The sequence below is a fragment of the Undibacterium sp. Jales W-56 genome (assembly GCF_025548535.1).
Taxonomy (GTDB): domain Bacteria; phylum Pseudomonadota; class Gammaproteobacteria; order Burkholderiales; family Burkholderiaceae_D; genus Undibacterium.
Map to the genome: position 1 here is coordinate 1,141,411 of NZ_JAJLQW010000001.1, position 21,647 is coordinate 1,163,057.

The following is a 21,647-nucleotide window of genomic DNA, read 5'->3' on the forward strand; positions in this document are numbered from 1 at the left end:
TTCATGCGTTTTTCTGGCAAATTGCTGGCTTCATTGACTTTGTTCGCACTGGCGGGTTGTTCTTCGCTGAATCCATTTTCGAGCAAGACAGAAACAAAAAATATTCCAGCTGTATTGCAAGATTTTAAAGCCAGCATGGCAGTAAAAACCTTGTGGTCCAGTTCGGTTGGCGCTGCCGGAAACAATGTCTTTACCCCGGTTCAGGTTGGCTCTGATATCTATGCGGCCGCTGCTGACGGCTCTGTCGTTAAACTGGAGAGCGCGACAGGGCGCCCGGTATGGCGTATCAATGCCGGTACAGGCTTAACTGCAGGTGTCGGCGCAAGTGCCACGACGGTAGCCGTCGCCGGGAAAAAAGGCCTGCTTTTTGCCTATGATACAAACGGAAATTTGCGCTGGAAAGTACAGGCATCAAGTGAAGTGCTGGCCTCACCTGCAGTGGCGAAAGATGTGGTAGTCGTCAGAAGTATTGATAATAAAATCGCTGCCTACGATATCGAAACTGGTGTAAAGAAATGGTCTGTCGAGCGGCCATTGCCCATTTTAACTCTACGTATTATTCCGGGAATCGCCATTGCTGAACCCGCGGCGATTGTTGCTTTACCCGGCGGGAAATTAGCTTCCTTTTCGTTGAATAACGGAGGCTTGCGCTGGGAGGTCGCTGCCGCAGATCCCAAGGGCGCAACCGAGCTGGAGCGTATCGTTGATGTGTCCGGTACGCCAGTCATAGCGGGTGCAGACGTTTGTGTTGTTGCCTATCAGGGACGCGTGGGTTGCTATGATGTTGCAACAGGCGCTTCACGCTGGGCAAAAAACTTATCCAGCGAAGTCGGTGTCAGTGTCGATGAGCGATTTGTCTTTGCCGCAGATAATGCCGGTGCAATTTCTGCTTATGCACGGGCAACCGGAACAAGTGCTTGGCGCAATGATAAATTGGCGTATCGCCGTTTATCGGCACCGGTTTCTTTTGGTCGATCCGTCGCTGTCGGTGACGGTTCTGGCTTTGTCCATTTTCTCTCAAGAGAAGATGGTTCTTTTATCGGTCGTATTAATACCGATGGCAGTCCTATTCTTGCAGCGCCGATTGTCGCTGGCTCGAATCTGATTGTTCAAACCAAATCTGGGGCAGTGGTTGCGTTGGCAACCGAGTAATACTAAAAATGAAGCCGGTTATTGCACTTATAGGCCGACCTAACGTCGGCAAATCCACGCTGTTCAATCGGCTTACACGTTCTCGCGATGCATTGGTAGCAGACTTGCCTGGCTTAACCAGAGACCGGCATTATGGCGAAGGTCGTATGGGTGAGCGTCCATTTTTGGTGATAGATACGGGTGGTTTTGAACCAGTCGCCAAAGAAGGCATCATGCATGAGATGGCGAAGCAGACGAAACAAGCTGTCGCTGAAGCCGATGTCGTTATTTTTATCGTTGATGGCCGTCAGGGATTGACGCCGCATGATAAAACCATTACTGATTTTTTGCGCAAGTCCGGCCGCTCCGTCATGTTGGTCGTCAACAAGGCCGAGGGCATGAAGTACAGCTCGGTCACTGCCGATTTCTATGAGCTTGGACTTGGCGATCCTTACGTCATTTCAGCGGCGCATGGCGATGGTGTACTCGATCTCGTCGATGAATCTTTGGATATCGCTTTTGCGCAGCGTCCGCCAGAGCCGGAAGAGCCGGACGATGCCGTCAGAGGGATTAAGATTGCGATTGTTGGTCGCCCGAACGTCGGCAAATCAACCCTGGTCAACACCTTGCTGGGCGAAGACCGTGTCATTGCATTTGACATGCCGGGTACTACCCGCGACTCAATTGAAATTCCTTTTGAACGCGACGGTAAACATTACACGTTGATTGATACGGCAGGTATTCGTCGTCGCGGTAAAGTGTTTGAGGCGATAGAGAAATTTTCTGTGGTCAAAACCTTGCAGTCGGTTTCCGAGGCGAATGTCGTTTTGTTGTTACTCGATGCGCAGCAAGATATCTCGGAACAGGATGCGCATATTGCCGGATTTATCCTTGAATCCGGGCGCGCATTGGTGATTGGCGTGAACAAATGGGATGGTTTGCAAAGTGATAGACGTGACGAGATCAAATTGGATATTGAGCGTAAGCTGAATTTCCTGACTTTTGCGAAATTTCACTTCATCTCCGCGTTGAAATCGACAGGTATTGCGCCTTTGATGAAGTCGATTGATGCAGCCTATGCAGCGGCAATGGCGAATTTATCGACCCCAAAACTCACGCGCGCTTTGATTGAGGCAGTTGAGCATCAGCAGCCGAAACGTAAGGGATCGATTCGTCCGAAGCTGCGTTATGCGCATCAAGGCGGTCAGAACCCGCCTATTATTGTGATTCATGGCAATGCCCTAGATTCAATTGGCGACGTATATAAACGTTATTTGGAAAAACATTTTCGCGAAACCTTTTCTCTGACCGGGACGCCACTGCGAATAGAAATGCGTTCAGGGAAAAACCCGTTCTCAAAATCCGAAAAATAAAATTCGCCGGGATGCTGCGAGTTGCATGATGCAGCATCTTCGAAAATAGATTACAGTTACAAGGTAATCAACTATTGGGACTCTTGAACTTTTGCAATGTGTCCCCAACTCCTGATCACAACAACATATTGGAGCTGTTATGAGTAATAAAGGGCAACTTTTACAAGACCCGTTCTTGAATGCGCTTCGTAAAGAACACATTCCTGTATCCATCTATCTGGTCAATGGCATCAAACTGCAAGGCCATATCGAATCATTTGATCAATATGTCGTATTGTTACGCAATACCGTGACACAAATGGTCTATAAGCATGCCATTTCTACCGTTGTTCCGGCTCGTGCGGTGAGTATCAATACCGAAGCTGAAGCCGAGTAATCTTCCAGGCGGTTATTTTTGAAAAACTATTGTTTTCTATGCGCGCCGCATTAATTGGCGTGGACTTCGGTAAGGACGATTTTGCCGCAAGTTTAGAAGAACTCTCTCTGCTCTCCCAATCTGCGGGAGCGGAGCCGATCACAACCATCACTTGCAAGCGTTCCAGCCCAGATGCTGCCTTGTTCGTGGGCTCCGGTAAAGCGGACGAAATCGCAGATGCGATTCTGGATGCGCAACTTGATCTTGTGATCTTTAATCATGCATTGTCTCCAGCGCAACAAAGAAATCTGGAGCGTCACCTGAAAACCCGGGTGATAGACAGAACCAGCTTAATTCTCGATATATTTGCGCAGCGCGCCCACAGTCACGAGGGTAAGGTGCAAGTTGAGCTGGCTCAGCTGCAGCATCTTGCTACCCGGTTGATACGTGGCTGGACCCATCTTGAGCGGCAAAAAGGCGGTATCGGTTTGCGCGGACCTGGTGAAACTCAGCTAGAGACGGATCGCCGCCTGCTCGGTGAGCGGGTCAAGGCATTAAAGGCCAAAATGGAGAAGTTGCACAAGCAACGCGAAACGCAGCGCCGTTCGCGTGGACGCAGCCATACTTTTTCCGTTTCCTTGGTCGGCTATACCAATGCAGGCAAATCCACTTTATTTAATGCGCTGACCAAAGCTGGAGCGTATGCTGCGAACCAGTTGTTTGCAACTCTGGATACCACATCGCGCCGCCTGTATCTGGGTGAGGCCGGTAATGTTGTCGTCTCTGACACGGTTGGATTTATTCGCGAATTGCCGCATCAGCTAGTTGCTGCATTTCGTGCAACGCTGGAGGAAACCATTCACGCCGACTTGTTGCTACACGTAGTGGATGCCAGCAGCCCGGTACGGCTCGATCAGATTCAACAGGTGAATCAGGTGCTGAAAGAAATCGGCGCAGATCATATTCCTCAACTACTGGTTTGGAATAAGATCGATCTCGCTGGCCTGGAACCGAATTTAGAGTTGGGCGAGTATGATAAAATCCAACGGGTTTTTCTGAGTGCGCAAACTGGTGCAGGGATGGATTTATTGCGGCAGGCAGTGGCAGAGTTGGCAAAGCTGGATGCTTTAAAAAGAATTAAAACACCGCAAGTCGCCGAACTGGACGATGCACGTTTTGCTTAAGTCCTGGGCCTATTAGTAGTTCAACTCACTATTTCATTGGATAGCGACAGAATGCTGGTTTCACTTCTAAAAAGAATTGGTTTAACTATGTCTTTGAACGACCCCCAATGGGGACGAGGTTCTCAAAATAATAACCAGAACGGAAAAAAGCCGCCGGAAGGTCCGCCCGACCTGGAGCAGCTTTGGCGCGATTTTAATGAGCGCATCAATCGCTTGTTTGGTCAAAAAAACGGCGGCAATAATGACGGCGGTAATGGTGGATTTACCCCGGATGCAGCCAGTGCAAAAATGGGCGTAGGCATTGTCGTCGCTGTATTGGCGTTCATCTGGCTGGTCAGTGGATTTTTTATTGTTCAAGAAGGCCAGACCGGTGTGATTACTACATTTGGCAAATATAGCCACTCCACGATGTCAGGATTTAACTGGCGCTGGCCTTATCCGATCCAATCGCACGAGATTGTGGATGTCTCGCAAGTCCGCACCGTTGAAGTCGGTTATCGCTCGAACGTAAAAAACAAGCAGCCAAAAGAGGCTTTGATGCTGACGGATGATGAAAATATCATCGACATTCAATTTGCCGTTCAATATAAATTGAAGAGCGCCGCTGACTGGCTGTTCAATAATCGCGACCAGGAAGAAATGATCAAACAGGTTGCTGAAACTGCTATTCGTGAGATTGTCGGTAAAAGCAAAATGGATTTTGTTTTGTATGAAGGACGTGAAAAAGTCGCTCAAGATGTCGGCGCTTTAATGCAGCAAATTCTTGAGCGCTATCAGGCTGGCGTGCAGGTCGCGAATGTGACTATGCAAGGAGTGCAGCCACCTGAACAAGTACAGGCGGCATTTGATGATGCGGTAAAGGCGGGCCAGGATAGAGAGCGTCAAAAAAATGAAGGGCAGGCTTATGCCAATCAGGTGATTCCAATTGCCAGGGGCGAAGCATCCCGGATGTTGCAAGAGTCCGAGGCATATCAGTCAAGAATCGTTGCAACTGCTGAAGGCAATGCCTCACGGTTTAAGCAAGTATTGGCGGAATATCAGAAAGCGCCAGCGGTGACGCGTGACCGCATGTATTTAGAGACGATGCAACAAATTTTCTCAAGCACGACCAAGGTGATGATGGACGCAAAAGGCGGCAACAACATGATTTACCTTCCTTTGGATAAATTGCTTGCCACCGCAGAAGCCTCTACTGCTAAGCCAGCACCCTCATCAACCACAACGACTCCGGCAGCGCCAACGCAATCAACAACCGAGCAGATTCCCACGGTTGAATTGCGTTACGGCAAAGATGGCAGAGCCCGCGATAGTCGCGACTCTCGTGATCGGGATGTACGATAATGAATAAATTATTTTCCTCTTTGTTCACGGTTCTATTGGTGATCATCGCTGCATATTCGACGATTTTTGTGGTTGATCAAAAATCTTATGCGATTGTTTTTGCCTTGGGCGAAGTGAAGACTGTGATTAGCGAGCCGGGGCTGCATTTCAAATTGCCGCCGCCGTTTCAGAATGTTTTGTATTTGGATAAGCGTATTCTGACTATAGATACGCCTGATGCCGACCGTTTTATTACGGCTGAAAAGAAAAATATTTTGGTCGATGCCTATGTTAAATGGCACATTACGGATCCTAAACTTTACTACGTCAGCTTCAAGGGAGATGAAGGTAAGGCGCGTGATCGCTTATCGCAAATTGTGAAGGCCGCCTTAAACGATGAAATTACCAAGCGCACTGTGCGTGAAGTGATTTCCGGTGAACGTGGCAAGGTGATGGAAGCCATTCGTAAAAAAGTGACAGAAGAAGCCAAGCAGATCGGTGTGGAAATTATCGATGTGCGTTTAAAGCGTGTTGATTACGTCGAGCAAATCAATAATTCTGTTTACGATCGTATGAAGGCGGAGCGTACCCGGGTCGCGAATGAATTGCGCTCTACAGGTTCTGCCGACTCTGAAAAAATCAGAGCAGATGCGGATAAACAGAGAATCGTGATTCTGGCAGAAGCGTATAAGGAAGCCGAAAAAATGCGTGGCGCGGGCGATGCCGAAGCTTCTCAAATTTATGCGCAGGCTTTCGGTCAGAATCCTGAATTTTATAAGTTTTACAGAAGCCTTGAGGCTTATCGCGCGAGTTTTAAAACAAAGAATGATGTGATGGTGGTAGACCCCAATTCCGAGTTCTTCAAGTATTTTAAAGCGCCAGGCGCGAGTGCAGCGGTTAGCGCTGGAAAATCTAAGTAGTAAGTAGCTTTAAACACACAACGTAGGTTGCGCTATTTGCAAGAATAGCGAGCCTACGTTTGTCACGTATAAAGTTTGATTATTTGTTGTTTTTGTTTTTGATTGCAAGCTCATGCCAAATTGGCTTTTACCTGAAAATATCGCAGATGTTTTGCCATCCGAGGCGCGCAAGATAGAGGAGTTGCGCCGCGTATTGCTGGATAATTTCCGGCTTTACGGTTATGAGATGGTGATGCCGCCTCTGCTGGAATACATAGAATCCTTGCTGAGTGGCGCAGGGCAGGACATGGATTTACGCACCTTCAAATTGGTCGATCAGCTGTCTGGCCGCACCATGGGAGTCAGAGCGGATATGACAACGCAGGTGGCACGCATAGATGCCCATTTGTTGAATCGCGCATCTGTTACGCGCTTATGCTACGCCGGAAGTGTTCTTCATACGCGACCATCCGGTTTGCATGCAACGCGTGAACCGATACAGATCGGTGCAGAAATTTATGGGCATGCGGGCTTGGAAGCGGATGCTGAAATTCAAGAATTGGTGCTGGCATCTCTGGCTCTGGCTAACATTTCCGAGGTCAGGCTTGATCTTTGCCACGTAGGTGTACTGAGGTCTTTGCTGGAGAGCGATCCGCTGGCTAAAAAGCATGAATCAAGTTTGTTTGCTTTATTGGAAGCCAAAGACTTGCCCGCTCTGGAGCAGATTTCCCAAGATTTTAATCCTGTCGTCAGGCAAGCATTACTTGAATTACCCAAGTTGTATGGCGATGTAGCGGTCATTGCGCGGGCGCGCCAGGTGCTGCCTTCATTCGCGGGTATCTCTACTGCTTTAGACGAGCTTGATTATCTGGTGAAATTGGCCGGTCATGCCAAAGTAACGATAGATTTAGCGGATTTGCGCGGCTATCATTATCACAGCGGTGTGATGTTCAATGCGTTTGTTCCTGGCCTGCCGAATGCGGTGGCACGCGGCGGGCGCTATGATCATGTCGGTGAAGCATTTGGCCGTGCGCGCCCGGCGACGGGTTTCTCGCTGGATTTGCGGGAACTGGCGCGTTTGATGCCTTCTGCCGAACGCAAAGACGCGATTCTGGCACCGTGGAGCCAGGATCCTGCTCTGCGTCAAAAAATTAGTGAATTGCGTCAAAGTGGAGAAGTAGTTATTCAAAGTTTGCCGGGTCACGAGAACGAACAGGACGAATTTGACTGCAATAGGGCAGTCGCATTTGATGGTAGTCAATGGATTATTAAAAGCGTAGGTTAAGTGATGTCTCAAAATAAAATCGCAAAAAACGTCGTCGTTATCGGTACCCAATGGGGCGACGAAGGTAAAGGGAAAATCGTTGACTGGTTGACGGATCATGCGCAAGGCGTGGTGCGTTTTCAGGGCGGTCACAATGCTGGTCACACCTTGGTGATTGGCGGTCAAAAAACGGCATTGCAACTCATCCCTTCGGGAATCATGCGCGCAGGTACCGCTTGTTATATCGGGAATGGTGTGGTGTTGTCGGTTCCCGATTTGCTGCGTGAAATCGATAAGCTCCAGGCAAATGGTGTTGAAGTGGCGTCGCGACTGAAAATCTCGGAAGCCTGCCCGATTATTTTGCCTTATCACACGGCACTGGATGCGGCGCGCGAAGCAGCGCGCGGCGCCGGCAAGATCGGCACGACAGGCAAGGGTATTGGCCCTGCTTACGAAGATAAAGTGGCGCGTCGTGCCATTCGCGTCGCTGATTTGCTGAATGCAGAACGTTTCGCGGAAAAATTAAGAGAGAATCTCGATTACCATAATTTCGTGTTGACGAATTATCTGAAGGCACCTGCCGTCGATTTCCAAAAAACCTTGGATGATGCTCTGGCAAATGTCCCTCGTATTCGTCCTATGGTGGCCGATGTGTCCAGCGCTCTTTATGCTGCCTATAAAAACGGCGCAAGTTTATTATTTGAAGGTGCGCAAGGCAGTTTGCTGGACGTGGATCACGGTACTTATCCGTTCGTTACATCGAGCAACTGCGTCGCTGGCAATGCCGCTGCCGGCTCGGGTGTCGGGCCAAATATGCTGCACTATATTCTGGGTATTACTAAGGCTTACACGACGCGTGTTGGCTCGGGTCCATTTCCATCCGAATTGCCTACAGATCAGGGCGTCGGCAAGCATCTGGCCAGTGTCGGGCATGAATTTGGCACGGTCACGGGGCGCGCCCGCCGTTGCGGCTGGTTTGATGCAGCTTTGCTGAAGCGTTCGGTACAAATCAACGGTGTTTCCGGCATGTGCCTGACCAAACTCGACGTACTGGATGGTTTGGAGACCTTGCAATTGTGTACCGGTTATACAGTGGACGGTAAGGCCGTGGATATCTTCCCGGTAGGTGCCGAAGAGGCTGCCCGTTGCGTGCCAGTGTACGAGGAAATGCCCGGCTGGACAGAGACGACGGTCGGAGCAAAGAGCATGGATGCTTTGCCATTGAATGCACGTAACTACATCAAACGCATTGAGACCTTGGTCGGTGTGCCGGTCGATATGGTCTCTACAGGCCCGGATCGTGAAGAGACGATCGTATTGCGCCATCCATTTCTATAAATAGTTCATACAATAAATAAGGCTAGAGGAAGTAACATGACGTTGCCAGCTTCAACAGAAAAAGACCTTTGGGTTTCTTGGGATGCCTATCATCGCTCTATCGAACAGTTGGCTTTGAAGGTATATGAGTCAGGCTGGAAGTTCGATCAGATTTTGTGTCTGGCACGCGGCGGTTTGCGTCCAGGCGACATTTTTTCCCGCATTTTTGATCTGCCGTTAGCGATACTGTCTACCAGTTCCTATCGTGAGGATGCCGGTACGGTTCAAGGTCAGCTTGATATCGGTAAATATATTTCAACGACCAAGGGTACGCTACAGGGGCGCGTACTTGTGGTGGATGATTTAGTCGATTCCGGCGTTACCCTGGAAAAGGTCTTGCATCATTTGCGCGAAAATTTTCCTGGCGTGACAGAAGCAAAATCTGCGGTGATCTGGTACAAGGCATGCTCCTCAGTAGCGCCGGATTTTTATCTCGATTATTTAGCAACGAACCCATGGATACATCAGCCGTTTGAAGAGTACGATAGTATCCGTCCGCACCAGTTAAATGCATGGTCAAAAAAGGGCGAAACTAAAGAATGATCACAACGGGAGTAAAGAAATTTGCTCCCGTTTTTTTATGTGTGAACGTCTGGCAGGGCGGCATCAGTGTGATTGAATGCGGTTTGTCAGCGATAAAAATAGTGAATAGGCTTTTGATTTGACGCGTCGTCACCAGATAAGACTGTAGTACTTCAGTTTGGTCGTTGAGTTTGATTTCGAGACAACGATGGGATATCAAAAAAGGCGATGTCAGCATGCATTACGGCGAACGTTTTAATAGCATTACGCATACAGTAGGCGCTGCCTTGGCGGTGATTGGCGGCTCGGTACTCCTAGTCCTTGCGGCGAAATCCGGCGATCCCTGGAAGATCGTCAGTTTCAGTATTTATATCGCTTCGTTACTCATCCTGTATCTCGCTTCCACGCTTTATCATAGTCTGCGCGGTGTCGCGAAAGATGTGTTCCGCAAGTTTGATCATTGCGCTATCTATTTACTGATTGCCGGCAGTTATACGCCGTTTACCCTGGTGACCATGCGAGGCCCTTGGGGCTGGTCGCTTTTCGGCGTGGTATGGGGGCTTGCCTTGATAGGTGTTGTGCAGGAACTATGGTTCGCTAGAGGGGCGCGTATTTCATCGCTCATTATTTACATGATGATGGGATGGCTGGCGATTATCGGTATAAAACCTTTGCTTGCTGCATTGGGTGTGCCGGGGTTTATCTGGCTTGCCGCAGGTGGTTTGCTATATACCTTGGGCATAGGATTCTATGCAACCGACCATAAAGTAAAACATGGTCACGGTGTATGGCATCTTTTTGTGCTGGCTGGCAGTTTGTGTCATTACGTTGCCGTCTTGTTTTATGTCGCTTAAAGTCGTGAATGGCAATCTCTTTATTGCGTGCAGTAAAGGCGTCACATTCATCGCATAGAATATCGTTGTGAATCGGAACGCGCTGGTTGGTGATGGCGGAAATTCGATACTGTATCCAATACTTCCTATCCAGCCAGAATCTAGCGTGATGCAGCGGGTAGTGGATAATGTCGTAGAATTTTATGAGGCAAATGCAAAATACATAGCAAAAAGCCTCGTTGACGAATCAACGAGGCTTACAATGCTGTGGTGCCCACGGAGGGACTCGAACCCCCACACCCGAAGGCACATGGACCTGAACCATGCGCGTCTACCAATTCCGCCACGTGGGCAACGGAGACCATGATTATAGAGCATTCGCGAGGATTGTCAACTCTGGCGAACATCATCAGAGTTCGGGGGCGCAGTAAAGTTAGGTAATTAGCTTGCTCTCCGGTAAACTAGAGGGGAGTGCGGGATGAAATTGCTGCACTTAATTTTTAACAACAAAAAGAAAAGAAATTCACCTTTTGAATAAACATTCATATCCCATTCCCAGCCGTGAGGAAATTCTCGGCATCCTGCGCACTTCGAGCACCAAGCAAAAAGTGGAAACGATTGCAGGCAAACTAGGCGTAAAACCTGAGGAGCTTGACGGCATGGTGCGACGATTGAACGCGATGGAAAGAGATGGTCAGGTCAAGCAGGATAAGTCCGGCAATTACACGCTTGCCAATCAAGATAATTTTATTTCCGGTCGTGTCAGCAGTCACCGTGACGGTTACGGTTTTTTAACGCCGGACGACGGCAGCGAAGACTTGTTTTTGCCGGAAAGAGAGATGCAGCGTGTGTTGCATGGCGATCGAGTCACGGCGCGCGTGGTTGGCACGGATCGACGCGGCCGTCTGGAAGGCGGCATTATTGAAATCCTGGAGCGCGCCAATACCCACATTATCGGGCGTTTGCTGAATGAAAACGGCGTCTGGATAGTTGCCCCGGAAGATAAACGGTTTAGCCAGGATATCTTACTCGCCGGTTCGCCGGGCAAGGCAAAATCGGGTCAGGTCGTCAGTGTGGAGTTGACCGAGCAGCCCACCAAATACGCGCAAGCAGTCGGTCGCATTGTCGAAGTGCTAGGCGATGTCGATGATCCCGGCATGGAAATCGAAATCGCTGTCAGAAAATTCGGTGTGCCGCATGAATTTTCCGAAGCGGCTAAAAAAGCAGCGAGCAAACTACCCTCGGAAATCCGTGATGCCGATTTGACGGATCGCGTTGATTTACGTGACATTCCTCTAGTCACGATCGACGGCGAAGACGCGCGCGATTTCGATGACGCGGTTTATTGCGAAACCATTAAAGCCGGTCGCACCAAAGGCTATCGCCTGATCGTCGCGATTGCGGACGTCAGCCATTATGTGAAGCCGAACGATGCGCTCGATGGCGACGCTTTATTGCGTAGCACCTCGGTGTATTTCCCACGCCGCGTTATTCCCATGTTGCCGGAGAAATTGTCGAACGGCCTGTGCTCGCTGAATCCCGACGTCGATCGTTTGACTTTGGTGTGCGATATGGTGATTTCGCTCGATGGCGAGGTCACTGCGTATCAGTTTTATCCCTCGGTGATTCATTCTGCAGCGCGCTTTACTTACACCGAAGTTGCCGCTATTTTGGGTAACACCAAAGGCCCGGAGGCCAATAAGCGTCTGTCGCTGGTACCGCATCTGCTGGACTTGTATGACTGCTTCCAGGCTTTGTTAAAAGCTCGTCATCGTCGCGGCGCGATTGATTTTGAAACGACAGAAACCTATATCGTTTGTAACGCGGCAGGCAAGATTGAAAAAATTCTGCCACGTACCCGCAATGATGCGCATAAACTGATCGAAGAATGCATGCTGGCCGCCAATGTGTGTGCGGCGAATTTGCTGGAGGTCCATAAACAGCCTGGCACCTATCGCATCCATGCGGGGCCGACCAAGGAAAAACTCACGCAGGTGCGCAATTTCCTGAAGCAGGTCGGTCTGTATCTGAATGGCGGCGACAAACCGTCCGCTTCCGATTATGCCGAGTTGATGACCAAGATTAAAGGTCGTCCCGATACCAGTCTGTTGCAGACCATGCTGCTGCGCTCTATGCAGCAAGCAGTCTACAGCCCCGATAATATTGGCCACTTCGGCTTGTCCTACGATGCCTATGCGCATTTCACCAGCCCGATACGGCGCTACCCCGATTTGTTGACGCATCGGGCGATTAAAGCGATTTTGCAAGGCAAGAAATACGAACCCAAAGGTATCGATACCAGCTTGCTGAACACGACAGTGTCGAATGCCGCGCGCAAACAGCAGATTCTGGACAAGGCTGCGGGTAAGAAACCGAAGTCGGAACAAGACCTGACAATCTGGGATGCGCTGGGGGTGCATTGCTCCGCCAATGAGCGTAGAGCCGACGAGGCCTCGCGCGATGTCGAAGCATGGCTTAAGTGTTATTTCATCCGGAATAAACTCGGGGAAGAATTCACCGGCACGATTTCAGGCGTGACGCAATTTGGTATTTTTGTGCAGCTTGATGAAATTTATATCGAAGGTCTGGTGCATATTACAGAACTCGGCGCAGATTACTTCCAGTTCGACGATGCCCGTCATGAACTGCGTGGAGAGCGCACCGGTAAGCGCTATCAATTGACCGACCGGGTTACAGTCCAGGTCAGCCGGGTAGATTTGGATGCCCGCAAAATCGATCTGGCGATCGTGCAACCCAGTGGCCCAAGAATCAATATTGGTCAGGAATTACGTGAGCAGAATTTGAGTGGCGGGCGTGGCGGCAATGCTTCTGGAACTGGCGTCGTCAAAGCAAGTGCAAAGTCGAAAAAAGCGGGTGCCAAATCCAGTCCGCAAACTGTTGCCAAATCAGATGCAAAAATAGTTCCGGTCAAAGCCACAGCGGTTCCGGTCAAGGCACGTCGCGCCAAGCCGGAAACGACTGAGCGTCCATCGCGGGCAGTATCCCGATCTGGCAAGAAAAAACGATAAAGAAACGATAGTTGCAGAAAGTTATATTCAGATAGTGAAGTAAACAATGAAAAATAAAATGATTTTTGGTTTCCATGCCGTCACCTCCCGGATTCGTCATGAGGCCTCGTCGGTGGAAGAAATTTACGTCGACTCTTCACGCGTCGACGGCCGTATGAAAGATCTATTAAGTGCAGCAAAATCAGCCGGCGTACGGATTATCCAGGCAGATGATCAGCGTTTGTCGAGCATCGTCGGCACCCGTCGTCATCAGGGCGTGGTGGCCAAAGCCGGTGAATTATCGCTGGCGCGTAACCTCGATGAATTACTGGATGCCATCGAAGGCCCGCCATTATTATTGATACTCGACGGTATTACCGATCCGCATAATCTCGGTGCATGTTTGCGGGTAGCGGATGGTGTCGGTGCACATGCCGTGATCGCACCGAAAGATAGAGCGGTAGGCTTAAATGCGACTGCCGCCAAAGTCGCCAGCGGCGCTGCCGAGACGGTGCCTTATATTACCGTGACCAACCTCGCGCGCACCTTGCGTGAGTTGAAGGAGCGCGATATTTTCCTGGTGGGTACTTCGGACGATGTAGAGCAGACCATTTACGATGTGGATTTTAAAGGCGGCATCGCTATTGTGATGGGTTCGGAAGGCGAGGGCATGCGCCGTTTGACGCGTGAGACTTGCGATCAACTGGTCAGTATTCCTATGTTCGGCTCAGTCGAAAGCCTGAACGTTTCTGTGGCGTCCGGCGTTTGTCTGTATGAGGCGCGCAGACAGCGTTTGCCGCGCGCTTAAACGCGCTTTGCTTTATCCCAGTCATCTTGGCGCCGGCTTCACTGTTCATCGCCAGCACATTTTTGCTGAACGCGCTAAGATGCACTTCCTTATTTAGTTTTCCTTATTACTCCATGTTCAGTCGTTTACGCGAAGATATTGCGAATATCATTCAACGAGATCCTGCTGCCCGCAACACTTGGGAAGTCATTACCTGCTATCCGGGCTTCCATGCAATTTTGATGCATGGTTGGGCGCAATGGTGCTGGCAGCGTGGATTGAAATGGCTAGGGCGCTTTATATCGCATCTGGCACGTATTGTTACCGGCATTGAAATTCATCCTGGCGCCACGATAGGACGCCGGGTTTTTATCGATCATGGCTTTGGCGTGGTAGTCGGTGAGACGGCGGAGATTGGCGACGACTGCACGATTTATCAAGGCGTGACGCTGGGCGGTACGTCTTTGTCCAAAGGGGCAAAACGCCATCCTACGCTGGAGCAGGGCGTCATCGTCGGTGCCGGCGCCAAAGTTTTGGGCGGCTTTACCATTGGCGCCGGCGCAAAGATCGGCTCGAATTCGGTGGTCGTCAAGCCAGTGCCAGCCGGCGCGACTGCGGTAGGAAATCCTGCACATATCATCAAAAAAGAAAGCGACGCGCAAACTGAGGCAACAGCGAATTTATTCAGTGCCTATGGCGTCACCTCGAATGGCGACGATCCGATTTCTAAAGTTTTGCATAAACTGATTGATCATGCGGTGTCACAGCAAGAGCAGATAGAGAAATTGACGGCGGCAATTGCGACTGCCGGGATTGCATGCGAGACCCAGCTATCGGCGGATAAACTGAACCCTGAACAAATCAATAGCCTGGTTGATTGATGTTTTAAGCGAACAAGGCATACTCCCCATATTGTATGGAAAATATACCTTGCATCCGCAGTATTCTATTGGTTTTTGAAAATATACTAGCTTAGAGTATATGGTTGCCATGGACATAAATCAGGCTATGCGATGAGGGGTATACCATTCACGTCAAAACGAACAAAGCTGCCATCGTCATATAGCCCCAGCCAGCCGCCATGCACGGCCTCGATATCACATTCCCAATCCGGCAAGACATAACGGGTACCTTGTACATGCTGGTGTATCGCCGGTCGGTGCGTGTGGCCGTGGATCATAATAGCAGCGCCGCTATCTGAAAACAGCTGGCTGATTGCCTCGGGACTCACATCCATGATCGCCGCGGTTTTGCTTTGCTGTTCAATTTTACTGTCCTGACGCATGCCTTCAATCATCGCATTGCGTTCTGCTAAAGGCATACTGAGAAACTGATTGCGCCAAGCCGGTTGCCGCACCTGATTACGAAAGGCGATGTAGGCGACATCATCGGTACATTGTTCATCGCCATGTGCCAGCACGATTTTTTGATTCGCGATGACTACCGTGCTTGGATCAGGCAGCAGCGTAGCGCCCGTTGCCATGGCAAATTGCTCACCAACCAAAAAATCGCGATTCCCGGCAATCCAATATACCCGGGTCCCGGCATCGCTGACGGCGCGCAGAGCTGCAACGATGTCGCTGTTAAAGGGCATCGCCATCGCATCGTCGCCAGCCCAGTATTCGAACAGATCGCCCAATAGAAAGAGCTGTTCGGCCTGGCTGCCATAGCGATTCAGGAAATCGAAAAAAGCCATCGCCGTTTTGGGTAGCGATGCGCGTAAATGGATGTCGGAAACAAAAAGCGCAACCAACCCTGGTTGCGCTTTCGCGTGCTTGCGTTGATCAGTCACTGTTAATTCATTCTTTTCAATGATCGAATTAAACGACTTCAGCTTTTTCGATGACGACATTTTCAACTGGAACATCCTGGAACATGCCAGTACGTGTTGTTTTAACCGATTTGATTTTATCGACGATGTCTTTGCCTTCTGTTACTGCGCCAAAAACGCAGTAGCCCCAGCCGTCCTGGCCTGGGTAGTCGAGGAAGCTGTTATTTGTGGTGTTGATGAAAAATTGCGCAGAAGCTGAATGCGGATCGCCAGTCCGTGCCATGGCGATCGAGTAGCGTTGATTTTTCAAGCCATTTTTTGCTTCGTTTTCAATCGGAGCGTTGGTCGCTTTTTGCTTCATGCCCGGCTCAAAACCGCCGCCCTGGATCATGAAGCCGTCAATCACGCGATGAAAAATAGTGCCATTGTAGTGGCCTGCTTCAACATAGGCGATAAAGTTGGCGACGGTTTTAGGGGCTTTTTCAGCATCGAGCTCGATTGTGATATTGCCATGATTAGTGGTCAGAATAACGGCCATGATAGTCCTTGAAGAAGTAAAGAAAATTGATGTGATTGTATATTATTTGAGTAACTTGGCAGATTCAATAATGACCGCTTTATTCGGGACATTTTGCATCATTCCCGATTCGCTGGTTTCCACCGCTTTGATCTTTTCGACGACATCCATACCCTTGATGACTTTGCCAAATGGGGTGTAGCCAGCGGTGGCCAGCAAGGCTTGCGTGCGCGGGGCGGTAACGACATTGCCTCTGCGCTCATATTGCACCGGGTCGCCTTCAGGCAATACCTGATGATTCAGAAAATCGTTGTCATTCACATTGATGAAGAATTGCGCCGTCGCAGAATTAGGATCGTTGGTGCGCGCCATGGCGACGGTGCCGAGATCGTTTTTCAAACCGTGCTCCAGGGCGTATTTGGCCTCTAATGCGATGGGCTTGCCGGTCGATTTTTCTTTCATGTTTTTATCAAAGCCGCCGCCCTGGATCATGAAGTTATCGATCACGCGGTGGAAGATAGTGCCGTTGTAATGCCCGGCTTTGACGTAGCGCAGGAAATTCTCGACGGTCTTAGGGGCAGCTTCTGGATGCAATTCAAGGACGATTTCGCCCAGGCTGGTTTTTAGCGCGACCTTAGGCAACGCTTCTGCCCATGCGATAGTAGTGCTAAGCAGCAATGCGGTGCTGGCGAAAAGAGTAACAATGTGACGACGGTTTAGTGACATAGTTTTCCTCGAAATATCAAACTTGTGCTTCATAGATGATTCTCCATTTTGCCGCTTCCTTGATCCAATATTGCCGCTTTCGGACACTGGTTTTACTCTTGCTTGCCGTCGTTTCCTGGGTAAAGGTGCTGACGATCATTTCATCTTTTCCAGGATAGCGAAACTGCGTAACTTCTTTTAGCTTGATCGACAGATTATGCAGGCCTTCCATCGCCTGTTGCTGCTTGGGAAACCAGACATTCAGATTGTCGCCCTGAATAGTCTTAAAGTTCCTTGAATAATTATTCAGCAGGCGATTCGGGTTTTGACTTTCCAGGTCAGTACGCCAGTCTTCCAGCATTTTACTCGCCGATTGCTTATCTGCATTCCATTTTGTGAAGTTGGAAAATTCGACTTGCTCGCTGATGATGACCGGGGTTTTCCCGATGTCGATCATGGCGGCAATTCTCAGGAAATCGGGGTTGGTCAGGACCACGCAACCGTCAGAGGCCAGTGGCGGACGACTGAAGTTTTCTGAGGGTACGCCATGCAACCAGATGCCGGAACCGCTTCTGCCATTGATTTTATCCCACTCATTCGGATAATTAATCGGCAGCGCACCCGGACCATAAAAATCGGGAAGTTTTGATCCGGCCAGACGGCTGGTGATGTAGTACACGCCTACCGGCGTTTTTTGATCACCTTCTTTATTTTTATTGATGCCGAATTTGCCCTGACTGACGTAAAAATCAGTTACAAATTTAGGTTGTCCGGCATTGTTTTCATAAAGATATAAGCGCGATTTTTTGGCATCCATGATCAAGATTTGTTTTTGATCGTCGCGCAGTTGCAAAATATTGCGTGGAATAAGATCTGGGTCCGGTTTTTCGCGGATTGATTTTAGTCGTGCGTAGGCTTCGTCTCGCAAATCCTTGAGTTTTTCTGGCGATGCATTAGAGTTGCCGCCGAAGCTGTTAACTTGCTTGGTGTGCATCAGAAGCAGGTCGCCACGGATCAGGTGGCCTAGCTGAAAATTCGGGTAGGCTTCGACCAACTCATCGGCTTTTAATTGGGCTTGTTGCAGCTTATTTGCAGCCAGGCTTTTATAGACTTCAAGTAACAGAAAATCTGGATTGGGAAGATGCTGGCTTGCTTCTGGTGTAATGGATTTTTCGACCCGTGACTTGGCATGCGATAGCGTAGGCGCACTCATGAGTGCAATCGGTATCAGCGATAAAAAAACGGCAATAAGGTATTTCCCGCATCTTAAGGACAGGGAAGGCAAAAACAGGACAGAGCGATACATCAGTTACCCGCGCGCTCCTGCTTGATCAGCCATTTGCCGTCTTGCTTGACCATGGATAAGGATTTGCGGCTATTCGCTGTCAATTGGTCCGAGCTATAGATTTGTCGGAACTTGACTGTAGCGTTATTGCCGTCCACAGACACTTTTGGGGATTCGATTTTGACGCTGATGTGACCTTTACCTTCAATACGTGCGCGACGCTCGTCCGCCCAGGCTTTGCGCGATTCCCCTTTGGGAGTTTCAAAGTCTTTTGCATAGTGCGCTAAATAGGTGCCGGTATCTTTGCCGCTCCAGGCTTTAGCCCAATTTTCGACGGCTTTAAGAACCTCATCCTGATCGCTATTGACTGGGGCAACGGTAGGTTTGCTGGCAATTTTTGCTTCAGCTTTTTCTTGTTTGCTTGATTCTGGTTCTACTTTGGCGGCTGCGGTTTTGGCTGGACTTGCTGCAGCGACAGTGGCGGAGCTGACGGCAGTTTTTGGATTAGTCCCACCTGTCGTATTGCCTATCAGGTTTTTCACTAAAGTCAGTTTGAGTTTGGCGCCGGAGTTGCCTGAGTCGAGTTGCAATGCTTTGTCATACGACTGGCTAGCTAATTTTGCGTATACATCGCCCAGATTTTCGTGGGCGGTACCGTAAGTTGGATTAGTGCGTATCGCCATTTCCAGGGCAGCGCGCGCTTTATCGTATTGAGCGCTGGAGGCATACAGCACGGCCAGATTGTTATACGGCTCAGGCAGTTCAGGGTAATCGTCGGTTAATTTTGAGAATACGGTAATTGCCTCAGTCGATTTATTTTGTTCCGTCAGTATCAATCCCTTTAAAAAACGTAATTGCGCATCTTTTGGGCGTTGCGCCAAGATGGCATCTACTTTTTGCAGTGCTTCAGCCGTTTGTCCTGCACGAAAAAGCTTTGCGATATCGGATGAGTCGTCTGCAAAAGAGGGGAGTGACATGAGTGCAAGAGACAGACTGGATAATGCAAAAACACTTTGAGCAAGGTGGCGCATAGTAAATGGACTTGGTTTCATTGGGGAACTGGGGAACATTGGTTCAGCAATGTTATACTGAATATAAAGCGACATCTTAACAAAGATGCGCACAAAATGGGTTTTTGGCACGCTTTGACGTCAACTGTCAGCTACAGATAGTTTGAAATTGAATCAGTTGGCGCACATTCGAACAAAAATCACAAAAAACAATTCACACGCAGCTCATGACTAAGCAAAAAATATATAACTCCCTGACCCGCGAAAAACAAATTTTTGTTCCAATTGAGCCTGGCAAGATCCGCATGTATGTCTGCGGGATGACGGTGTATGACTACTGCCACCTTGGGCATGCGCGCGTCATGGTGGTATTTGATATGGTGCAGCGCTGGTTGAGAAGTTCTGGTTTTGATGTGACCTACGTCCGTAATATTACTGATATTGATGACAAAATCATTAAACGGGCAGTGGAAAATGGCGAGACTATCTCCCAGCTAACCAATCGTTTCATTGACTACATGAATGAGGATGCGCAGGCTTTGGGCGTACAGGCACCGGATCATGCACCGAGAGCGACACAATATATTCCGCAGATGTTGCAATTGATTGCCCGATTGGAGAACAATGGTTTGGCATACCAGGCGACCGACGGCGATGTGAATTATTCTGTGCGCGATTTTGTGGGTTATGGGAAATTATCCGGCAAGTCTTTGGACGATTTGCGCGCCGGTGAACGTATTGATATCAATACTGGTAAGCGTGATCCTTTGGATTTTGTCCTGTGGAAATCAGCCAAAGACGCAGAGCCAGCCGAAGTAAAATGGGAGTCCCCATGGGGCACGGGCCGACCTGGCTGGCATATTGAATGTTCCGCAATGGCGAGCGAATTGTTGGGGCGGCATTTTGATATTCATGGTGGCGGGCAAGATTTGCAATTTCCGCATCACGAAAATGAGATCGCTCAATCCGAAGGCGCGCATCAACATACTTTTGTGAATTATTGGATGCATAACGGCTTCGTGCGTCTGGATAATGAAAAAATGTCTAAATCCCTAGGCAATTTTTTCACGATACGCGATGTGCTGAAAAGATACGATCCTGAAGTTGTGCGTTTTTTCATTCTCCGGGCACACTATCGCAGCCCCTTAAATTATTCTGATGCGCATTTAGATGATGCGAAAGCTGCGTTATCCCGCTTATATACGGCGTTGAAAGAAACGGTCAGCGACGAGCTGCCGCTGGATTATGAAGATGACTATGCGAAACGCTTCGCAGAAGCGATGTTTGACGACTTCAATACGCCTATCGCTATTTCGGTTTTGTTTGACCTTGCAAACGATCTGAACAAGACCAGGTCACCTCAGTCAGCTCGCCAATTAAAGGCTTTGGCCGGCACCATAGGTTTATTGCAGCGTTTGCCAAATGATTATTTACATGCGTCACCGCAATTATCTGATGTCGATGAGCTAAAGCATATTCAAGCCAGGATAGATGCACGTATCGAAGCCAAAAAGGCCAAAAATTTTGCGGAGTCCGATCGTATCCGTAACGAATTGCTTGGCGAGGGCATTGTTCTTGAGGACAAGGCTGGCGGATTGACTGAGTGGCGCAGGGTATGAGTAGCTCCGATAAGCCAGTGAATCCAGTAAAAACATTGCCACAAGTTCCAGAGTATTGGGAGAGTGCCAAGATTGAGTTGATGAAGCGCGATAGAATTATGCGCAAGCTGATTCCTCAGTTCGGCGATTTGTATTTAGTCGGACGTGATGATCCCTTCACAACCTTGACGCGCTCGATTGTTGCCCAGCAGATTTCAGTGAAGTCGGCGGATGCGCTGTGGCAGCGTTTTCTCGAACTTTGTCCAAAATGCACTTATGCACAGGTTTTAAAAGCAGGAAACGAGAAACTATTAGCTTGCGGTTTATCCAAGCGTAAAACGGAATATATTCTAGACTTAGCAGAGCACTTTAAAGAAAAAAGAGTTCATGTTGATAATTGGGCGGAGATGGCAGATGAAGACGTTATTTCGGAGTTGATACAAATTCGAGGGATAGGACGCTGGACAGCAGAGATGTTTTTGATATTTAATCTGCTCCGTCCGAATATTTTGCCTTTAGATGATCCTGGTTTGCTCAAAGGCATTAGCAGTAATTATTTTTCAGGTGAACCGGTTTCCCGTAGCGATGCAAGAGAGGTTGCCGCGAACTGGGGGCCGTGGTGTACAGTAGCGACCTGGTATCTATGGCGTAGCCTGGATCCCGTTACTGAATCGTAATTTTAAGTAAAGCTTATTTTCAACGTAGCTT

At 49.2% G+C, this 21,647-nt stretch carries 20 protein-coding genes and 1 tRNA gene; 15 read left to right on the forward strand and 6 right to left on the reverse strand.

Going from position 1 to position 21,647, the window contains the following annotated elements; all coding sequences use genetic code 11:
• The first annotated feature begins 3 nt into the window (after positions 1–3).
• The 10 genes from bamB to trhA all read left to right on the forward strand — a co-directional run bounded on the left by bamB (position 4) and on the right by trhA (position 10,279).
• Positions 4–1,152 (forward strand): outer membrane protein assembly factor BamB, encoded by a 1,149-nt coding sequence (gene bamB / locus LPB67_RS05190; protein ID WP_262835979.1) that lies wholly within the window; start codon positions 4–6, stop codon positions 1,150–1,152.
• An 8-nt stretch (positions 1,153–1,160) separates the two neighbouring features.
• A complete protein-coding gene (gene der, locus LPB67_RS05195) occupies positions 1,161–2,504 on the forward strand; it encodes a ribosome biogenesis GTPase Der (RefSeq protein WP_262835980.1) in 1,344 nt (447 codons plus the stop codon).
• A 139-nt stretch (positions 2,505–2,643) separates the two neighbouring features.
• Positions 2,644–2,880, forward strand: a complete 237-nt coding sequence (gene hfq / locus LPB67_RS05200; RefSeq protein ID WP_262835981.1) for an RNA chaperone Hfq — start codon at positions 2,644–2,646, stop codon at positions 2,878–2,880.
• 38 nt (positions 2,881–2,918) lie between these two features.
• The gene (gene hflX, locus LPB67_RS05205) at positions 2,919–4,043 is read left to right on the forward strand and encodes a GTPase HflX (RefSeq protein WP_262835982.1); all 1,125 of its coding nucleotides are present in this window, start codon (positions 2,919–2,921) and stop codon (positions 4,041–4,043) included.
• Positions 4,044–4,094: 51 nt separating this feature from the next.
• The gene (gene hflK / locus LPB67_RS05210; protein WP_262835983.1) at positions 4,095–5,384 is read left to right on the forward strand and encodes an FtsH protease activity modulator HflK; all 1,290 of its coding nucleotides are present in this window, start codon (positions 4,095–4,097) and stop codon (positions 5,382–5,384) included.
• Positions 5,384–6,283: a protease modulator HflC gene (gene hflC / locus LPB67_RS05215; RefSeq protein WP_262835984.1), complete on the forward strand. Its 900-nt coding sequence runs from the start codon at positions 5,384–5,386 to the stop codon at positions 6,281–6,283. Before hflK ends, hflC begins: the two co-directional genes overlap by 1 nt.
• A gap of 112 nt (positions 6,284–6,395) precedes the next feature.
• Positions 6,396–7,547, forward strand: a complete 1,152-nt coding sequence (locus LPB67_RS05220) for an ATP phosphoribosyltransferase regulatory subunit (RefSeq protein ID WP_262835985.1) — start codon at positions 6,396–6,398, stop codon at positions 7,545–7,547.
• A gap of 3 nt (positions 7,548–7,550) precedes the next feature.
• Positions 7,551–8,864 (forward strand): adenylosuccinate synthase, encoded by a 1,314-nt coding sequence (locus LPB67_RS05225; protein ID WP_262835986.1) that lies wholly within the window; start codon positions 7,551–7,553, stop codon positions 8,862–8,864.
• A 36-nt stretch (positions 8,865–8,900) separates the two neighbouring features.
• The gene (locus tag LPB67_RS05230) at positions 8,901–9,446 is read left to right on the forward strand and encodes a phosphoribosyltransferase (protein WP_410482699.1); all 546 of its coding nucleotides are present in this window, start codon (positions 8,901–8,903) and stop codon (positions 9,444–9,446) included.
• Positions 9,447–9,661: 215 nt separating this feature from the next.
• Positions 9,662–10,279 carry a PAQR family membrane homeostasis protein TrhA gene (trhA, locus tag LPB67_RS05235; RefSeq protein ID WP_262835987.1) on the forward strand — a complete coding sequence of 206 codons (618 nt, stop codon included), beginning with the start codon at positions 9,662–9,664 and terminating at the stop codon, positions 10,277–10,279.
• A 247-nt stretch (positions 10,280–10,526) separates the two neighbouring features.
• Here trhA and LPB67_RS05240 read toward each other — a convergent pair.
• A tRNA-Leu gene (locus LPB67_RS05240) sits at positions 10,527–10,611 on the reverse strand.
• A 177-nt stretch (positions 10,612–10,788) separates the two neighbouring features.
• On the opposite strand from LPB67_RS05240, the gene rnr reads away from it, so the two are divergent.
• The 3 genes from rnr to cysE all read left to right on the forward strand — a co-directional run bounded on the left by rnr (position 10,789) and on the right by cysE (position 14,934).
• A complete protein-coding gene (gene rnr / locus LPB67_RS05245) occupies positions 10,789–13,287 on the forward strand; it encodes a ribonuclease R (RefSeq protein WP_262835988.1) in 2,499 nt (832 codons plus the stop codon).
• A gap of 46 nt (positions 13,288–13,333) precedes the next feature.
• Positions 13,334–14,074, forward strand: coding sequence for a 23S rRNA (guanosine(2251)-2'-O)-methyltransferase RlmB (gene rlmB, locus LPB67_RS05250; RefSeq protein ID WP_262835989.1), 741 nt, complete (start codon positions 13,334–13,336; stop codon positions 14,072–14,074).
• Between the two features lie 113 nt (positions 14,075–14,187).
• On the forward strand, positions 14,188–14,934 hold the full coding sequence (gene cysE, locus LPB67_RS05255; protein WP_262835990.1) for a serine O-acetyltransferase: 747 nt from the start codon (positions 14,188–14,190) through the stop codon (positions 14,932–14,934).
• A gap of 125 nt (positions 14,935–15,059) precedes the next feature.
• On the opposite strand, the gene LPB67_RS05260 is transcribed toward cysE, so the two are convergent.
• The 5 genes from LPB67_RS05260 to LPB67_RS05280 all read right to left on the reverse strand — a co-directional run bounded on the left by LPB67_RS05260 (position 15,060) and on the right by LPB67_RS05280 (position 19,308).
• Positions 15,060–15,845, reverse strand: a complete 786-nt coding sequence (locus LPB67_RS05260; protein WP_262835991.1) for a UDP-2,3-diacylglucosamine diphosphatase — start codon at positions 15,843–15,845, stop codon at positions 15,060–15,062.
• A 28-nt stretch (positions 15,846–15,873) separates the two neighbouring features.
• Positions 15,874–16,362 carry a peptidylprolyl isomerase gene (locus LPB67_RS05265; protein WP_262835992.1) on the reverse strand — a complete coding sequence of 163 codons (489 nt, stop codon included), beginning with the start codon at positions 16,360–16,362 and terminating at the stop codon, positions 15,874–15,876.
• A gap of 42 nt (positions 16,363–16,404) precedes the next feature.
• Entirely contained in the window at positions 16,405–17,067 is a 663-nt protein-coding gene (locus LPB67_RS05270) for a peptidylprolyl isomerase (protein ID WP_262835993.1), read from the reverse strand.
• 16 nt (positions 17,068–17,083) lie between these two features.
• Entirely contained in the window at positions 17,084–18,259 is a 1,176-nt protein-coding gene (locus LPB67_RS05275) for a murein L,D-transpeptidase family protein (RefSeq protein ID WP_262835994.1), read from the reverse strand.
• A 92-nt stretch (positions 18,260–18,351) separates the two neighbouring features.
• A complete protein-coding gene (locus tag LPB67_RS05280) occupies positions 18,352–19,308 on the reverse strand; it encodes a tetratricopeptide repeat protein (RefSeq protein ID WP_262835995.1) in 957 nt (318 codons plus the stop codon).
• Positions 19,309–19,568: 260 nt separating this feature from the next.
• Here LPB67_RS05280 and cysS point away from each other — a divergent pair, with 260 nt between their 5' ends.
• Positions 19,569–20,960 carry a cysteine--tRNA ligase gene (gene cysS / locus LPB67_RS05285; protein WP_262835996.1) on the forward strand — a complete coding sequence of 464 codons (1,392 nt, stop codon included), beginning with the start codon at positions 19,569–19,571 and terminating at the stop codon, positions 20,958–20,960.
• A complete protein-coding gene (locus tag LPB67_RS05290) occupies positions 20,957–21,616 on the forward strand; it encodes a DNA-3-methyladenine glycosylase family protein (protein ID WP_262835997.1) in 660 nt (219 codons plus the stop codon). The genes cysS and LPB67_RS05290 overlap by 4 nt, the downstream gene beginning before the upstream one ends.
• Positions 21,617–21,647: the final 31 nt, after the last annotated feature.

Coding starts and splice junctions, on each gene's coding strand:
- bamB (WP_262835979.1), top strand. CDS start 4: ATGCGTTTTTCTGGCAAATTGCTGGCTTCATTGACTTTGTTCGCACTG.
- der (WP_262835980.1), top strand. CDS start 1,161: ATGAAGCCGGTTATTGCACTTATAGGCCGACCTAACGTCGGCAAATCC.
- hfq (WP_262835981.1), top strand. CDS start 2,644: ATGAGTAATAAAGGGCAACTTTTACAAGACCCGTTCTTGAATGCGCTT.
- hflX (WP_262835982.1), top strand. CDS start 2,919: ATGCGCGCCGCATTAATTGGCGTGGACTTCGGTAAGGACGATTTTGCC.
- hflK (WP_262835983.1), top strand. CDS start 4,095: ATGCTGGTTTCACTTCTAAAAAGAATTGGTTTAACTATGTCTTTGAAC.
- hflC (WP_262835984.1), top strand. CDS start 5,384: ATGAATAAATTATTTTCCTCTTTGTTCACGGTTCTATTGGTGATCATC.
- LPB67_RS05220 (WP_262835985.1), top strand. CDS start 6,396: ATGCCAAATTGGCTTTTACCTGAAAATATCGCAGATGTTTTGCCATCC.
- LPB67_RS05225 (WP_262835986.1), top strand. CDS start 7,551: ATGTCTCAAAATAAAATCGCAAAAAACGTCGTCGTTATCGGTACCCAA.
- LPB67_RS05230 (WP_410482699.1), top strand. CDS start 8,901: ATGACGTTGCCAGCTTCAACAGAAAAAGACCTTTGGGTTTCTTGGGAT.
- trhA (WP_262835987.1), top strand. CDS start 9,662: ATGCATTACGGCGAACGTTTTAATAGCATTACGCATACAGTAGGCGCT.
- rlmB (WP_262835989.1), top strand. CDS start 13,334: ATGAAAAATAAAATGATTTTTGGTTTCCATGCCGTCACCTCCCGGATT.
- cysE (WP_262835990.1), top strand. CDS start 14,188: ATGTTCAGTCGTTTACGCGAAGATATTGCGAATATCATTCAACGAGAT.
- LPB67_RS05265 (WP_262835992.1), bottom strand. CDS start 16,362: ATGGCCGTTATTCTGACCACTAATCATGGCAATATCACAATCGAGCTC.
- LPB67_RS05270 (WP_262835993.1), bottom strand. CDS start 17,067: ATGTCACTAAACCGTCGTCACATTGTTACTCTTTTCGCCAGCACCGCA.
- LPB67_RS05275 (WP_262835994.1), bottom strand. CDS start 18,259: ATGAGTGCGCCTACGCTATCGCATGCCAAGTCACGGGTCGAAAAATCC.
- LPB67_RS05280 (WP_262835995.1), bottom strand. CDS start 19,308: ATGTCACTCCCCTCTTTTGCAGACGACTCATCCGATATCGCAAAGCTT.
- cysS (WP_262835996.1), top strand. CDS start 19,569: ATGACTAAGCAAAAAATATATAACTCCCTGACCCGCGAAAAACAAATT.
- LPB67_RS05290 (WP_262835997.1), top strand. CDS start 20,957: ATGAGTAGCTCCGATAAGCCAGTGAATCCAGTAAAAACATTGCCACAA.